The organism is Klebsiella sp. KTE92, from assembly GCF_000398905.1.
Taxonomy (GTDB): domain Bacteria; phylum Pseudomonadota; class Gammaproteobacteria; order Enterobacterales; family Enterobacteriaceae; genus Klebsiella; species Klebsiella variicola.
Window position 1 is genome coordinate 4,378,958 of record NZ_KB976100.1, and the last position, 16,586, is coordinate 4,395,543.

A 16,586-nucleotide genomic window follows, 5' to 3' on the forward strand; every position below is an offset into this window, starting at 1 on the left:
ACTTGCGTTTAACAGCAAAACAGAATAAAAATACAATAATTACGAATAATCATGCATTGAGGGTTTGTCATGGTGAAGGAACGTCGCACTGAACTGGTAGAAGGATTCCGCCATTCTGTTCCCTATATTAATGCCCATCGGGGAAAAACGTTTGTCATCATGCTGGGCGGCGAAGCCATTGAGCATGAAAATTTCTCAAATATTGTCAATGACATAGGATTATTGCATAGCCTGGGCATTCGCCTGGTCGTGGTCTATGGCGCCCGCCCGCAGATTGACGCTAACCTCGCCGAGCACCACCACGAGCCGGTCTATCACAAGCAGACGCGAGTGACTGACGCTAAAACGCTTGAGCTGGTTAAGCAGGCGGCGGGGATGCTGCAGCTGGAGATCACCGCCCGCCTGTCGATGAGCCTCAACAATACCCCGCTGCAGGGGGCCCATATCAACGTTGTCAGCGGCAACTTTATCATCGCCCAGCCGCTGGGCGTCGATGACGGCGTCGATTATTGCCACAGCGGACGCATTCGCCGCATTGACGAAGAGGCGATTCATCGTCAGCTCGACAGCGGCGCCATTGTCCTGATGGGGCCGGTCGCGGTGTCGGTCACCGGCGAGAGCTTTAACCTGACTTCGGAAGAGATCGCCACCCAGCTGGCCATCAAGCTGAAGGCGGAGAAAATGATCGGCTTCTGTTCGTCGCAAGGGGTTTACAACCAGGCCGGGGAAATCGTCTCCGAACTGTTCCCTAATGAGGCGCAGGCCCGCGTCGAAGAGCTGGAAGCGGACGAAGATTATAACTCCGGCACCGTGCGCTTCCTGCGCGGGGCCGTGAAGGCCTGCCGCAGCGGCGTGCGGCGCTGCCACCTGATCAGCTATCAGGAAAATGGCGCGCTGCTGCAGGAGCTGTTCTCACGCGACGGCATCGGCACCCAGATCGTCATGGAGAGCGCGGAGCAGATCCGCCGGGCGACCATCAACGATATCGGCGGTATTCTTGAGCTGATAAGCCCGCTTGAGCAGCAGGGCATCCTGGTGCGCCGCTCCCGCGAGCAGCTGGAGATGGAGATCGACAAATTCACCATTATTCAGCGCGATAACACCACTATCGCCTGCGCTGCCCTCTATCCTTTCCCGGAAGAGAAGATCGGCGAAATGGCCTGCGTGGCGGTGCATCCGGATTACCGGAGCTCGTCGCGGGGAGAGGTGCTGCTGGAGCGTATTGCCGCTCAGGCCAGACAGATGGGACTGAGCAAGCTGTTCGTGCTAACCACCCGCAGCATCCACTGGTTCCAGGAGCGCGGCTTCACGCCGGTGGATATCGACCTGCTGCCGGAGAGTAAAAAGCAGATGTATAACTATCAGCGCCGGTCGAAGGTGCTGATGGCCGACCTCGCTTAGGCCCTTCTTCACCCTTTCTAACGGCCCGGGATAGCGCGACGCTTATCGCTTTATCCTGGGCCGGTCTCCCGCCACTCTTCGCGCCAGCGCTCGTCTGCGGTACGCGGGCGAAATTCCTGGTTTCCGCGCAGGCCATTTCTTTCTCGCTGGCTCACCGATATGCTATTGGCTGTCGACAGGACGTCGACTGGCGCCACGGCCGCCATCCGCCCTGCAAGGATCGCTGAAATAATGGAAACCAAACCGAACTGGCTGGTCAGACATATCAACCTCATTACCGCCACGGTCGCCCTCTATCCGTGGTTGCTGATGATATTGCTCCTCTGGGATAACCAGCGCCATCATCAGCATGGTTATGCCGCGCTCGGCGCCGCCATCGCGATATTATTTCTGCTGACCCTGACATCCGGCATGAATGTTCTCATCTCCTCGCTGGTGATTTTTTGTGCCCGCTGTTCCACCCCACCGCTGGCCAGCGGCGCGGCAGTCCGCTTTTGCGCCATGAACTCGATATCGGTGCTCTGGCTCATCCCCCTGGTCTTCAGCTACTGATTTTTCTGCCATTCCGGGCAACGGGCTGCAGCATTTTCCATCGCCCGGATGCGGCCTCTCAGGGGGCTTCGCGCCCGGCGAAAATCTCCGCCAGGCCGCTGCGCCGCTCGGTGCGCGTCACAATGGCCTGGGAGAGCACCTGCTCGTCGGCATAGAGCGACAATCGCTGTTTCGCACGGGTGATCGCCGTGTAGACCAGTTCGCGGGTCACCAGCGGGACGCTGCGCGCCGGCAGGATCAGCGCCGCATGTTCGAACTCGGAGCCCTGCGATTTATGCACGGTCATCGCCCAGGCGGTATCATGCTCCGGCAGGCGACTCGGTTGCACCGACTTGATGGTGCCGTCGGGCATCAGGAACCACACCCGCAGCTCGCCGTTGCGCTCCAGCGCTATGCCGATATCGCCGTTAAACAGCCCCAGCGCGCTGTCGTTGCGCGATATCATGATCGGTCGGCCGTCATACCAGCGGGAGTGGCGCGGCAGGGCGATCGCCCGCTGGCGGTTGAGCCGCTGCTCCAGCCGCTCATTGACGCCGCTCACGCCGTACGGCCCTTCACGCAGCGCGCACAGCAGCTGGAATTCGCTGAAAGCGGCCAGCATGGCCTGCGGTTCGGCCCGCTCGCGGCGCAGCTGCAGGTAGCGTTCATAGCCCTGCTGGGCCGCGCCGAGCATGGCCTCGTACTCTTCAGTCGTGCTGAGGGGATGAAGCGCGATATCGTCAAACGGCTGGCGCAGCGTGGCCTTCACCTCCGCGCGCGCGCCAGCATTCACCGCCCGCGCCAGGCTCCCGATGCCGGAGTGACTGCCGAAGCGATAGCTCTTTTGCAGCAGGCACAAGCTGTCTCTCAGCGCGCCAGCGATAGCCCCCTCGCCCGCCGGCACCGGCGAACCGGTCAGCCGGGTCAGCTCCTGCGCCCGCGCGGCAGTGTAGCCCGAGCTCGCCCAGGCGCAGATATCCCCCAGCACCGCCCCCGCTTCCACGGAGGCCAGCTGGTCGCGATCGCCGAGGAAAATCACCCGCCCGTGGGCCGGCAGCGCGTCGATAAGCCGCGACATCATCGGCAGGTCAATCATCGAGGCTTCATCCACGACCAGCACATCCAGATGCAGCGGGTTGCCGGCGTGATAGCGCATGCGCTGGCTGCCGGGCTGGGCGCCCAGCAGACGATGCAGCGTGCTGGCCTCGGTGGGAATTAACGCTTTCTGCGCATCGGTCAGCGGCAGCTTTCTCAGCGCCGCGCCCAGCGATTCGGTCAGGCGCGCCGCCGCTTTCCCCGTCGGTGCCGCCAGGCGAATACGACAGCGTGGACTGTCGTCAATCTGGATCAGCGCCGCCAGAAGCTTCGCCACGGTGGTGGTTTTCCCGGTCCCGGGACCACCGGAGATCACCGAGATACGGCGGGTCAGCGCCACCGCCGCGGCCACTTTTTGCCAGTCGGTTTCGCCAGTGGCGGGAAACAGCGCATTTAGCGTTGACGCCAGCCGCGCCTCATCCATCTCCAGCACCCGGTTGGCTTCGTTAAAGAAGCGGGCGACGGTCAGCTCGTTGCGCCACATCCGGTTCAGATAGAGCCGGTCGCCGCACAAAATCATCGGCGCCGGAGCATCGCCGCAGCTCACCGCCGACGAAGCGAGCAGCAGCGCGGGCCAGTCCTCCGGCGCGCCGGCTTCGGCCAGCAGCCGATCGCGGATCTCCCCCGCTTTTCCGCTCAGCGCCTCGTCGCCGCTCAACCGCGAGAGCGGCAGGCAAACGTGCCCCTCGCCAGCATCCCGGCTCAGCAAGGCCGCCGCCAGCATGACCGCCGGCGGGTCGTTTTGCGCCACCATCAGGGCAAACTGGACGTCCAGCGGCCGCAGCAGACGCTGCTCCACCGCAGCCAGCAGTAATTGTTCGAAAGTCATGAGGCCTCCTCCTGAGTTTCTCCGGCAAAAAGCTGATCCAGACCGTCAATCAGCGGTCTCACCGGCCGGGTGGTGAAGATCCCCTGCCCTCCCTCCTGCCCGTCCATGCCGCGCAGGAAAAGATAAATCACGCCGCCGAAGTGGCGGTCATAGTCATAATCGGCCAGCCGGTGGCGCAGATAGCGGTGCAGCGCCAGGCTGTACAACTGATACTGCAGATCGTAGCGGTGGGCACGCATCGCCTGCTCCATTGCCGGCCGGGTGTAGGCCTCGCGGTCTTCCCCCAGCCAGTTGGATTTGTAATCCAGCAGGTAATAACGGCCTTCGTGGCGGAAGACCAGATCGATAAAGCCCTTCAGCATGCCACGCACCTGGCGGAAATCCAGCGGTGGCGTGTCGGCGGAGAGGGGATCGTACTGGCGGATAAGCGCGTCAAGGCGCTCCGCCGTCAGCAGCTGAGCGATAGGCAGATAAAACGCCATCTCCACCTGTTTATCCCGCGCCGCAAGCTGATTGAGCGCAATATCCGCTCCCGGCAGGCGAGTCTTCAGCACGCCCCCCAGCCAGTCGGTCAGCACCGGCGCCCACTGCGCGTCAAACCCGCTCAGCTGCAGCTTCTCCGCCATCCACCCGTCCGGCACCGGCTGGGTGAAGTCCAGCTCCTCAAACAGGCTGTGCAGGAAGGTCCCCGGCGCGGCGCCGCGCGGAAACTGGTGCGGAGTCAGCTGCGGCTCTTCCACGACTTCGCCGACGCCGGCGGCATCGACATCCAGACGCGGCAGCAGATCCTGCCCGCCGCTGAAACCATGCTGCTGCAGTCCGGAGTAGCTGGTCACCCGCCAGTCGTCGGCGATGCGGCGCTGCAGCTCGCGCGCCGACAGCGGGGGGATGGTCGCCGCGGGCGCCTGCCACGGGGTCAGATCCAGCTCGCCCGGTCTCTGTAATGCAATATCGCCATGACAGAAGTCCGCCAGCCGCGCGGCCAGCCCGGCGGCGTCCATGGCTTCGCCCGCCTGCAACAGCCGCCCCAGCGCGCTGAGGTGGAAATCGCTGTTGCCGGATTTCCGGCTGCTGAGCGGCGCCACGCCGAGGCTGCAGTGCCAGACCGCACGGGTCAGGGCGACGTATAGCAGGCGCAGATCTTCCGCCAGCCGTTCCGCCTCCGCCAGCTCGAGACTGGCCTCATCCTGGCCCAGATCCAGTACCGCCGCGAACGTCTCGCGATCGTGGTAGAACGCCTGGTCCTGTTTACGAAACCGGGCGATAAACGGCAGCCAGACCAGGGGGTACTCCAGCCCTTTTGACTTGTGAATGGTGACAATTTGCACGAGGTGCTTATCGCTTTCGAGACGCATCTGCTGGCTGGCGGCGTTGCTGTCCGGCTCGGCGATATGCTGCGCCAGCCAGCGCACCAGGGCATGCTCGCTTTCCAGCTGGCTGGCCGCCTCCTGCAGCAGTTCGCTGATATGCAGAATGTCGGTTAAGCGCCGCTCGCCGCCGCGGGTCGCCAGCAGATTCTCGGCGATATGCCGGGCCGTCATCAACGCCCGCAGCATCGGCATCACTCCGCGCTGACGCCAGATCTGGCGGTATTCGCTGAACTCTTCCACCAGCGCGTCCCACGCCTGCTCATCCTGGTTCAGGTTTTCAATATCCAGCGCGGTCAGGCCAAACATCGAGGTCGCCAGCGCGCTGCGCAGGGTATTTTCCCGCTCCGGGGCCAGCACCGCCTGCAGCAGCCAGAGCAGCTCCTGGGCCTCCAGCGTCTCAAAAACGCTGTCGCGGTTAGAGAGGTAGACCGAGGGGATGCCCAGCGTCTGCAGCGCTTCACGCACCTGCGCCGCCTCCAGCCGGTTGCGCACCAGCACGGTGATATCCGAGGCCTGCACCGGGCGCGAGGTTTCCCCGCGCCACAGCAGCGCGCGCCCCTGCTGCCCGGCGCTCAGCCAGTCGCGGATCTGCGTGGCGCAGAGCTGCGCCATAAACGTTTGATAATCGCCAGACCCGACGGTGTCGCCGGGCATCAGCCAGACGTTCATCGCCGGTACGTCCGCCGCGTCAACGGTAAAGCGCAGCCCCTGATTCTTTGCCGCCGCCTTCACCGGCAGAAACGGGATCTCGCGGAACATGAAGGGGTTATCGCTGAGGCTGAACAGCCGATTGACGCTGCCCACCATGCCCGGCGAGGAGCGCCAGTTGGTATCGAGGGTGTAGTGCGCGGCAACGTCGCCGCGCGCTTTCATATAGGTAAAGATATCGGCGCCGCGAAAGGCGTAGATGGCCTGCTTCGGATCGCCGATCAGCAGCAGCGCCGTCTCCGGCTGCTGGCGCCAGATGCGGCGAAAAATCCGGTACTGCTGGGGGTCGGTGTCCTGAAATTCGTCGATCATCGCCACCGGAAAACGCTGGCGAATGGCGCTGGCCAGCGCCTCGCCGCTGTCGCCGCGCAGCGCCTCGTCAAGCCGGCTGAGCATATCGTCAAACCCCAGCTCGCCGCGGCGGCGCTTTTCGCGGGCGACCGCATCGCGGATCTCGACCATCGCTCTCGCCAGCACCAGATCGGTGAGCGTCAGCGAGGAGGCCAGCAGCGACTCCACGGCGCTAAACAGCGGGTGCACCGGCGGTTCGCCACCGGCTTTGGTGCGCTCGAGCAGAAACGACTGGGCAAATTTCTCCAGCGCGTCGGGCAGCTGGTAGCTTAACGTCTCTTCCTGCGCCCAGGCGTTCACTTTCTCAAGCCATTTGCCCTGGTTGCCACGATTGTATTTCCGCCGGTCGAGCCCGGAATTTTCCAGCACGCCTTCGATCTCGCCCACCTGCTCGCGCCACTGCTGCTTGAGCGAGTCAATGCGGGCGATGATCTGCTGATGGCGTTCGGCCAGCGTCTCGTCGGGGGCCGGCGGCGACTTAAGCTGCGGCGCTTCGCCCTGCAGCCAGCGGTCAAGAGACTTCAGCAGATCGCGCGGCCCTTTCCAGACGTCGTGGATCACCGCCGCGATATCGCGGGTCAGCGGATAGCAGTGGCGGCGCCAGAAGTCAGCGCAGGCCTGATAGCGCAGGCGGGATTCATCCTCGATCAGTTGCTGCTCGAACAGCATGCCCGACTCGAAGGCGTTAAGGCTCAGCATCCGTTGGCAAAAGCCGTGGATGGTGAATACCGCCGCCTCGTCCATCTGCCGTTCAGCCAGCAGCAGCGTCTTCGCGGCGTCGTCTTTATCATCGATCTCCGCCAGCAGCGCGCTGTAGAGCGGATTGTCGGATTCGCCGCGCAGGCAGGCGATGCGCAGTTCGTGGATGTTGCTGCGGATACGCCCGCGCAGCTCTTCGGTCGCCGCCTCGGTAAAGGTCACCACCAGCAGCTCTTCAACGCTGATAGCGCGGGAATAGGCGGACTCGCCGCCCAGCCCCAGCAGCAGCCGCAGATACAGCGCGGCGATGGTAAAGGTTTTTCCGGTGCCCGCAGAGGCTTCTATCAGGCGCTCGCCCCTCAGGGGCAAGCGCATGGGATCCAAAGACTCAGCGGTGTCGGTCATTCATTCTCTCGCATCAGGGGTAAGGATTGCTGCAATGCGCTGACGTTTTCCCACACTTTGCCGCCTTTCGGCTGGGCATAGTCCGCTTTGCCATTCTGGCTACCGGAAATCTGGGACAATATCGTCATGCCCTGCGGATCCACCACCGTCTGATGGAAGAAGTCGGCAAGTTTTTGCGGCGTCAGCAGTTTAATCTGAGCCACTACTTTATCACGTGAATCAAAACGCATATTACCGCGATCGAAATCTTTGCTCAGTTTCGAGGCTTCATCGCCCAGCGTCTGCGGCGCCTGCAGCATCTGGCTTATCACCGCCTGCTGGAGCTGAGCAAACTCTTCCGGCTTCATCGCCCGCAGCTTCGCCTCCGCGGTGGGAAAGAAGGCCTGGAACCGCTGCCAGAGGAAGGCCGGCTGCTTATCGCTACTCTGCAGCAGGAAGCCCATGCCCCACTGGCGCCCCACGTTCATCGGGAAGGCAAAGACCGCATAGCCGAGCTGCTCTTCAGTACGCAGCTGGTTGTAGAACCACGGCTGAATAATCTGCCCCAGCAGGGTGCTGGCGGCGGTGCTGCTGAACTCATCCACGTTGGGCGGCGCGAACACCGCGGCCAGCGCGGAGTCGGTGCTGTTGCCCGCTTTGTTGAAGATCGCCAGTTGCTGCCGGTTCACCACCACGTCTTTATTGCGGCACCATTCGTTGCCGTCAGCGCCCAGCTGCTGCTGGATCTGGCGGGCCAGCGTCGTGGCGGCATCGGAGGTCATATTGCCGATCACCATCAGTTCAGGACGCCCCTTGGTTTTCAGGTTGGCGCGGTAGTCGAGCACCTCTTTAAGAGTGATGGAGGGCAGCAGCGCCCGGCGCACTTCGCGCTGGAAGTACGGCACCTGGGAGACCATCTGGATCGGCATTATCGCCTGATCGTAGGCTTTGCCTTTCTCGGCGGAGTCCATCATCTGCGCATACCAGGATTTGGCCTGCTCCAGCTGCTCCTCGGTCGGCGTATAGCTGAAGTATCCCTGCAACAGATCGCTGAACAGTGCCGGAAGGTGCTGGGTATAGCCGTTGGCATTAACCATTAATCCGTTATTAGCGCCGGTGGAGAACGAAATGCCGCCGACCGCCGCCTGGTTACTGAGCTGATCGAGGGCGATGCCGGCGAGATAATCGTTGAGGGCAAACATCACCTGCCGGCGAGCGCTGTCCATCGCCTGGGGATTACGCAGCACCAGGGAGATATCCGCCTTCGGCTCGCTGGCAAAATACTGGCTCGGGGCATACACCACCCGCAGCGTCGGTTCATCAAGGATCAGCTGCGGATGCGGCCAGGCTTTATCGCTTTTGATGAGGGTGAAATCATCCGGAATATAGGGGTTGAGCACCGGCAGCTGCAGCTGGATGGCCTGCGATTTTTGCTGCCAGTCAGCGAACGTCTGCTCGCTAATCTTATCCACCTGATACGGCGCATCGACAAAATAGGCCGTCTTGTTATGCGGCTCCTGGGGGCTGATATACCAGATACGGGCGTTCTGTGGGGTCATCATCGCCAGCCGGTCTTTGATCGCCTGCGGGTCGTACTGGTCGGCAATATTCACCACGTCCAGCGCATGCTCGACCGGCACCCGGATCATGGTATCCGCCAGCCATTCCACGTAGTCCATGTCGCGGTTGATCGACGGATAGCGGAAATCCAGCGCCAGCACATGCGCCAGTTCATCGAAGTACCGTTTGTCGATGCCCTGAGTACGCAGGAGGTCGAGATAGCTGAAAATGGCCGCCGTCACTTCGTCGCGGTGCGTCAGGCCTTTATCGGTGAGGGTGGCAGAGATCGCCAGTACGCCGCTGTTGCCGTTTACCACCGGATCGGAATCGGCGCGGATACCTTCCGCCAGCCCCTGCTTTTGCAGCCAGTCGGAGAGCGTGCCCGGGCTGCGGTTGCCGATAAGATAGGTGACCAGCTCATCGGTTTTACTGCGGAAGCGATCGCTGTTGTTGTCGATGCGAAACTCGACGCGCAGCACTTTGCGCGGCATCGCCGGCACATAGTGAATAATGATGCCTTTTTGCGCATCCGTGACCACCGGGACGGTAATTTCCGGCCTGCTGATCTGACGATTCGGCACGCGGCCAAAGGTGTCAGCAGCCATCCGCGCCAGCGCCGGCAACGGCTTGTTGCTGTAGATCACCGCTTTCATCAGGTTGGCGGAGTACCAGCTATCGCGGAAGGTGTGCAGCGCATCAAGTACCGGGCTGCCAGGCTTATCGCTGAGCGTCTCGAGGTTACCACCGGAGAAGTGGGCCGCCGGGTGGGCCGGGTTGATGGTCTCCGCGCTGACCTGGGCCATACGCATCCCGTCTCGCGTCCGGGCCATCGTCAGTTCGGCGTTGACCGCGTTACGTTCGCGATCGGCATATTTTTTATCCAGCAGCGGCGCGGCGATGGCGTCGGCCAGGCGGTCTACGGCCCCGTCCAGCGCATCATTTTCCACTTCGAGATAAAACGCGGTGCGGTAAGGCGCGGTGCTGGCGTTATGGCTGCCGCCGTGCAGTTTAAGAAACTCTGCAAGGCTGTCAGGCTGGGGATATTTTTGCGACCCCATCAGCGTCATATGTTCCAGAAAATGCGCCAGCCCCTGATGATCGGCCGGATCCTGCAGGGATCCCACCGGCACCACCAGCGCCGACAGCGATTTCACCGCCTGCGGATCGGAAACCAGCAGCACGACCATGTCGTTATCAAGGCGGATCGCCTGATACTGACGCGTATCTTTTTCGCTTTTGCGGATCGTCTCCTGAATCGGCTGCCATCCGGTGTCGGCCTGACTAAACGGCGCCCAGAGGGCGGCCAGCACAACAAAAACCTTGAACCATAAACTGCGGGGCATTCACGAACCTCATCATTAACAAACTTGCGCTGCACAGCGTGCAGCCTTTTATGTCCATCAGTCCGTGATACGTTGCGCATAATAAATGAACCGCCATTCACTGCGCAATTTTTATACTATTTAAATTTGTGTGGACTGATGGTAACGATATAGCGGTAACAGATAACGCTGCGTCTGAGCAATAATTTCTTCGTAATGCGCCGGCTCCAGCGAACGCCACAGGCGTTGATACCAGATATCGGCGCCCTCCCCGCTGACCACCATATTACCTTCGTAGGTCTGCAGGAATTTGCTCCGCGCTTTCTGCTGCGTCTCTTCGTCCATTAAGATGACATCCTTTTCGGCGTCGTAACAGGCTTTCAGCCAGGCGCCACCGCTTTCCGGCAGCAGCAGCAGCGGCTGCGACATCCCCAGCAAATAGCCATCCACCAGCGCATTAAGGTACGCCTGCGCCTCGGCGGGCGCCAGCGCCGGGAAGCGCCACTCTCCCTCTTTCCGCACAAACAGCCGGCTCTCGCCGGTGCCGCCGCTGGCACAGTAGACAAGGTGTTCCAGCCAAAGTTGCATCCCCTGGGAGACGCTCAGCAGCGAAGGCCGCCAGCGCAGCAGACCGTCCGGCTGCACCTGCTGCAGCCAGCCGGTCAGGTTCACGCCGCCGCACTGCAGATCGATCTCCATGCTCTGCGCCTGCTGGCGCTCGGCCATCACCCGCTCGGCCAGCGCCTGCATCTCCAGGCGCTGCGTCTCCCAGACCAGCTCGCCAAAGGCGCCATACGGTAGCTCGCCGGCGGCGCGGAAGCGGCGGAACATGGCTGAGACGTCCTGCTCCTCGATAAGCGTATTGAGCAGTTGCTGATTCAGTTGATAACGGCTCAGCCCTTCAAGAGTGAAGGGCTCGTCGTCTGGAATATCGTCCTCTTCGGCGCGGAAATTGACCCGCAGACGCTGCTGAAAGAACGCGCGAACCGGGTGCTGCCAGAAGCGTAAGAGCTGCTCGAACGGCAGGCTGTCAATCGGCGGCGCGGTGAGCGGCTGTATAAAATCGCTATGCGCCTCTCCCTGCTGGCCGGCGGCGGCCAGCCATTCACGAGCGTAGCTCTTGTTCTCGTCTTCCTGGAAATTAGCGACGTCGAACGGCATGCGCGTATGCAGATGGGTGATATGGGCTTTGACCCGGGCTTCGCTGGCGTCGCAGTCAAGCTCTTCGTCGCCAGCGAGACAGTGGCTCTGGCCGATATAATCCACCAGCTCCTGCACCAGCACCGAGGGAAAGCGCTCGCTGTTGTCCTGGATCGAACGGCCGATGTAGCTGATATACAGCGTCTGTTCGGCGGACATCAGCGCTTCGAGGAACAGATAGCGGTCATCATCGCGCCGGCTGCGGTCGCCGCGCTGCGGCTTCTGGCTCATCAAATCAAAGCCCAGCGGCGGCAGCGTTCGCGGATAAACCCCGTCGTTCATCCCCAGCAGGCAAACCACTTTGAAAGGAATAGAGCGCATCGGCATCAGGGTGCAGATGTTGACCGGGCCAGCAAGAAAGCGCTGGCTGATCCGCTGCTGATCGAGACGCTGGGCCAGCTCATCGCGCAGTAGCGTCAGCGGCACCTGGTCGCCATACTGTGCTTCCAGACCGCTATCAATAACCGCCAGCCATTGTTGCTCAATCAGTGCCAGCGCCGCTTCGGTCTCGCTGTCCGGCAGGAAAAAGTCATTCAGCAGATCGCGACAGACCGGCAGCCACTCCGCCAGCGGCCGCTGCTGGGCAAGGCCGCGTCGCCACAGATTAAGCTGCATCAGCAGCGACGCGAGGTTGCCCACCAGTTCGGCTATCAAACCGCTGGATTCGTCATACGGCAGCACCGACTGCCACTCTCCCTCGCGGCTGTCCATGGCGTAGCCCAACAGCATACGGGTGAGGCCGAACCGCCAGGTATGCTGCCCGGTCGCAGGCAGGTCCAGCTCGCGGACGTTGTCGTCATCCATTCCCCAGCGGACGCCGGACTCGTTCACCCACTGGCGCAGGTAGCGCAGCCCTTCTTCCGTGATATTAAAGCGCGCCGCCAGCACCGGCACGTCCAGCAGCGCCAGCACATCTTCGCTGGCGAAGCGGCTGTCCGGCAGTGAGAGCAGCGTGATAAACGCCTGCAGCACCGGATGCGACTCGCGGGCGCGACGGTCGGAGATCGCCCACGGCAACCAGCGATCGCCGCTGGCCGCGCCAAACACCGCCTGAATATAGGGACTGTAGCTGTCGATATCCGCCACCATGACGATGATATCCCGCGGCGTGAGCGTCGGATCCGCCTCCAGCATCGCCAGTAGCCGATCGTGCAGAACCTCCACTTCGCGCTGCGGACTGTGGCAGACGTGAATGCTCAGGCTGCGGTCATCCAGCGCCAGCGGACGTTTGTCGCGACTGTGGGCGAACGCCTCTGCGCTCTGCCCGGCCACCGCCGCGTTGCGCAGTTCGAGGATATCCGATTGCAGGTTATGCAACAGGTTATCGGGGGCAATATCGACAAAGGCGTCCAGCTCCTCATAGCGCTCCAGCCCCGCCAACAGGTAGATATAGTCGCGCCCCAGTTTGCCCCAGGAGGCGAGCAACGGGTTGCCGACATCCTGTTCCCCAGCGTCATTAAACAACCCCGGCGCCTGCTCGGTGTCGCGAAACAGGGGTAGCGCGCGCGCCTCGCGGTGATGGCGCCGCTGGCGCGACAGCAGCTTCGCCAGGAACGCCGGATCCTTAATGTCTCCCCAGTAGTAGCGGCAGGGGTTGGTAAACAATACGTAGACATCGACATGCTTACCCAGCGCCTGCAGGGCCTGAAGATAGACCGGCGGCAGCGCGGAAATCCCGCAGATGAAGACGCGCGACGGCAGCCCGGCGGGCGGTTCGTCCGCTTTTTCCAGGGTACTGATAAAGCGCTGGTAGAGATTGGCGCGGTGCCACTGCGGTTGCCCCAGCTCGGCGGTATAGCTCACCAGCGCCTGCCACAGCGGCGCCTGCCACTGCTGGGCATCGCCGAGACCTTCCACCCGCTGGCCGGCCTCCCAGCGCATCAGCCACTCCGGGCGATAGACGAGGTACTGGTCATAGAGGTCCGCCACCCGGGCGGCGAGTTGAAACAGTTTGCGCTTGTCGCCGTCATCGCTCAGATACTGGCGCAGCAAGATAAAATCGTCTTCCTCCAGGTGCTGCGGCAGGAGGGTCATCAACTTCCAGCTCATGCTCTGCTTGCTGAAGGCGCTTTCGCCAGGAATATCTTTCAGGACGCGCACGAACATGTCCCAGATAAAGCTCGCCGGCAGCGGGAACTCGATATTGGCGGCAATTCCGAAGCGCGAGGCCAGGGTCATCTGCAGCCACTGCGCCATACCGGTACTCTGCACCAGCACCATTTCGGCCTGAAAAGGGTCATCCAGCCGCTGGCGCTCGACGATAAATTCCATCAACGCCTCGAGAACATCCAGCCGGTTTGAGTGGTATACCCTTAACATAATTGCTCCTGACTACTGACTAACCGGGCAATGCAGCCGGGTCATCTGCACCCGCTTTGCAACGGGCCTACTGATCGTTACCGTGATGCTGACACATCTTTGCGTCGATGTCTGCATACGGCTTACCTGCCCGTGTTCCGGCGAAGGCGGCGCGGAGAGCTGGCTATAGCGCCACGCGTCCCGCCACAGCTGACGGGTCTGGTTCAACTGGACAATTCCTTGCGCCATTCCGCGCTGATAGCCGCCCAGCGCGGTGACCGTCAGCACCATCAGCGCCATCGCCAGCACGGTCTCCGGCAGGCTAAACCCCCGCTGATGCTTCAGGGCATTTGACATAAGCTCGCCTCCCTGAGCGGGCAAAAATCGCTCCAGCCGTGGGCGGAAAAACGCACCTGCCCGCCGCGCACCTCGCCGGACTGCCAGACCTGCACCTCGCCGCTGGCGCTGCTGAGCAACAGTGAACCGTCGCCGAAGATACGCAGGCAGGCGCGCCAGCCCTGCGGCGTCTGCTCCCGGCAGGCCAGCGGCAGCTGCGCCGACCAGGCCTGTTGTTTTCCCCACTGCAGCGCCGAATGGGCTATCGCCGTATCGCGGATCGCCTGCGTTTCGCTGGCGGTTTGCGCCAGCAGCGCCCGCTGCTGCAGGTTAAGCCCCTCGAGTAACAGGCTGCCGAGGGTCAGCAACAGGAGCACCATCAGCAGCGACGACATTCCACGCTGACGGCTCACAGGTTATACCCCGTCACCCGCTGCTCAACCTCGCTCGTCAGGCCCCTCTGTTGCGCGGAGCGCGCCGCCAGCGTCACGCTCAGCTCCGGCGCGAAGCCCGAGGTGGCCTGACGTTGTACCGAGAAGCGCGTCACCACGATGGCGGCCGGGTTGGTGATTTTCTCCCATCCGCCCCCGCGGCAGTCGCTGGCCCCGCGCAAGGTCTCCAGCGCGCCGTCGCGCAGGCGAAAGCCGGTGCTCTCCGCCGCTGCTGCGGGGGAGGTTTCCCATCTCCCGTTGCTGTTCGCATCCCAGCGCACAATCAGACACTCGCCATCAGCGGCTAGCTCCAGCCCGGCTCCGCCGCACGCTCCCCGGCAGTACCCGGCGCGCTGGAGATGTTTTCCCACGGCATGCACGCGCTGCCACAGCTCGTTCTCCAGGGCCAGCTGTTCGCCCTGGCGCAGAATATGACGCTGCAGGGCAGGCAGAAAACGGCAGGCCCCCATCAGCAGCAGCGAGCCGATGGCCATGGCGATAAGCGCCTCCGCCAGGGAAAATCCTCGACTGTTCACTGACACCCTCCTGCGCTGTCGCTGCGGCATAAACGAATCCGCCCCCAGTGTGAGATCACAATGCTCCAGCTGCCGGCCGCGCTCTGCAGCCGCAGATTCCCCGCCCAGGCGGTGCTGCGCAGACCATAAAACCCCAGACCAGGCGTAACGCCAGCCAGCGTGATCCCCGGCCAGCGCGGGCGCAGCGTGAAGGATGTCCCCGAGGCGCATTCCGGCCCCTCCCCCTCCGCGCTCAGGCACCAGCCCACTTCGTCCTGGCCGACGCGAAGCACGCGGTCCCGGTTGTACGCGTTGGCGTCATCGCGCAGAAAGAGCAGAAAATCCCGCACCTGGACGGCGGTTTGCCACAGTTGTTGCTGCTGCTGCCAGCGCTGCCAGCCGTACAGGCCGCCGACGCTGAGGATCATCATCAGTGTCAGCGTTACCAGGGTTTCCATCAGGGTGTAGCCATGTTCTCTGTTCATGGCGTCGAGTATGCCGCGGCGGTTGACCCTGGCGCGACGACGGAAAATAGCTTTCCCGGCCAGATACGCAAAAAAGGTTTGCATACTCGACAGAGGAACATTTTTTTGCGAGCGTCTACCCAACTTCGCCCACCGCAACCGCCGGGGGGCAGTGGGCAGGCTGAAGCGACCTTATCCCTGTGGCTATGGAGATAGCCTCCATTCTGATGGTGCAAAAGGCATAAAAAAACCGGCGCCATCGGGCGCCGGTTGATCATCTCTGCAGGGGGGGTTAAATCGCCACCGGCGCTTTAATGCCCGGGTGCGGATCGTAACCTTCAATCTCGAAGTCTTCAAAACGGTAGTCGAAAATCGACGCCGGTTTGCGTTTGATGACCAGCTTCGGCAGCGGACGCGGTTCGCGGCTCAACTGCAGGTTGGTCTGCTCAAGATGGTTGCTGTACAGATGGGTGTCGCCGCCGGTCCAGACGAAATCACCGACCTGCAGATCGCACTGCTGCGCCACCATATGCACCAGCAGCGCGTAGCTGGCGATATTGAACGGCAGGCCGAGGAATACGTCGCAGGAGCGCTGATACAGCTGGCAGGAGAGCTTGCCGTCAGCGACGTAGAACTGGAAGAAGGCGTGGCACGGCGCCAGCGCCATTTTATCCAGCTCGCCGACGTTCCACGCCGAGACGATGATCCGGCGGGAGTCCGGGTCGTTTTTCAGTTGGTTCATCACCGTGGTGATCTGGTCGATATGACGACCGTCCGGCGCAGGCCAGGAACGCCACTGTTTGCCGTAGACCGGCCCCAGGTCGCCATTTTCATCTGCCCACTCGTCCCAGATGGTGACGTTGTTGTCGTGCAGATAGGCGATGTTGGTGTCGCCCTGCAGGAACCACAGCAGTTCATGGATGATGGAGCGTAAATGACAGCGCTTGGTGGTCACCAGCGGGAAGCCTTCCTGCAGGTTAAAACGCATCTGATGGCCGAAAATAGAGATCGTGCCAGTGCCGGTGCGGTCATTTTTTGGCGTGCCCTCGGTGAGCACTTTCTGCATCAAATCAAGATACTGTTTCATGGTTC

11 protein-coding genes are annotated in these 16,586 nt (G+C 62.2%); 2 read left to right on the forward strand and 9 right to left on the reverse strand.

Features of this window, described 5'->3' with window-relative positions:
* Nucleotides 1-69: 69 nt before the first annotated feature.
* Nucleotides 70-1,401, forward strand: a complete 1,332-nt coding sequence (argA, locus tag A1WC_RS05070; RefSeq protein ID WP_004149616.1) for an amino-acid N-acetyltransferase — start codon at nt 70-72, stop codon at nt 1,399-1,401.
* A 231-nt stretch (nt 1,402-1,632) separates the two neighbouring features.
* A complete protein-coding gene (locus tag A1WC_RS05065) occupies nt 1,633-1,953 on the forward strand; it encodes a hypothetical protein (RefSeq protein WP_016161765.1) in 321 nt (106 codons plus the stop codon).
* A 58-nt stretch (nt 1,954-2,011) separates the two neighbouring features.
* Here the strand turns inward: A1WC_RS05065 and recD are convergent, their stop codons facing one another.
* From recD to thyA, 9 genes are all read right to left on the reverse strand, one after another.
* Nucleotides 2,012-3,856, reverse strand: a complete 1,845-nt coding sequence (gene recD, locus A1WC_RS05060; RefSeq protein ID WP_008806321.1) for an exodeoxyribonuclease V subunit alpha — start codon at nt 3,854-3,856, stop codon at nt 2,012-2,014.
* Entirely contained in the window at nt 3,853-7,389 is a 3,537-nt protein-coding gene (gene recB / locus A1WC_RS05055) for an exodeoxyribonuclease V subunit beta (protein ID WP_016161766.1), read from the reverse strand. The genes recD and recB overlap by 4 nt, the downstream gene beginning before the upstream one ends.
* Nucleotides 7,386-10,271, reverse strand: coding sequence for a pitrilysin (gene ptrA, locus A1WC_RS05050; protein WP_016161767.1), 2,886 nt, complete (start codon nt 10,269-10,271; stop codon nt 7,386-7,388). Before ptrA ends, recB begins: the two co-directional genes overlap by 4 nt.
* Before the next feature lie 120 nt (nt 10,272-10,391).
* Nucleotides 10,392-13,769, reverse strand: a complete 3,378-nt coding sequence (recC, locus tag A1WC_RS05045; RefSeq protein WP_012967287.1) for an exodeoxyribonuclease V subunit gamma — start codon at nt 13,767-13,769, stop codon at nt 10,392-10,394.
* A 12-nt stretch (nt 13,770-13,781) separates the two neighbouring features.
* On the reverse strand, nt 13,782-14,105 hold the full coding sequence (locus tag A1WC_RS05040; RefSeq protein WP_016161768.1) for a prepilin-type N-terminal cleavage/methylation domain-containing protein: 324 nt from the start codon (nt 14,103-14,105) through the stop codon (nt 13,782-13,784).
* The gene (locus A1WC_RS05035) at nt 14,090-14,497 is read right to left on the reverse strand and encodes a DUF2509 family protein (protein ID WP_032691242.1); all 408 of its coding nucleotides are present in this window, start codon (nt 14,495-14,497) and stop codon (nt 14,090-14,092) included. Before A1WC_RS05035 ends, A1WC_RS05040 begins: the two co-directional genes overlap by 16 nt.
* Entirely contained in the window at nt 14,494-15,051 is a 558-nt protein-coding gene (locus A1WC_RS05030) for a prepilin peptidase-dependent protein (protein ID WP_016161769.1), read from the reverse strand. Before A1WC_RS05030 ends, A1WC_RS05035 begins: the two co-directional genes overlap by 4 nt.
* Entirely contained in the window at nt 15,048-15,599 is a 552-nt protein-coding gene (locus tag A1WC_RS05025; protein WP_016161770.1) for a prepilin peptidase-dependent protein, read from the reverse strand. Before A1WC_RS05025 ends, A1WC_RS05030 begins: the two co-directional genes overlap by 4 nt.
* A 187-nt stretch (nt 15,600-15,786) precedes the next feature.
* A complete protein-coding gene (gene thyA, locus A1WC_RS27645; protein WP_008806329.1) occupies nt 15,787-16,581 on the reverse strand; it encodes a thymidylate synthase in 795 nt (264 codons plus the stop codon).
* Between the last annotated feature and the right edge of the window lie 5 nt (nt 16,582-16,586).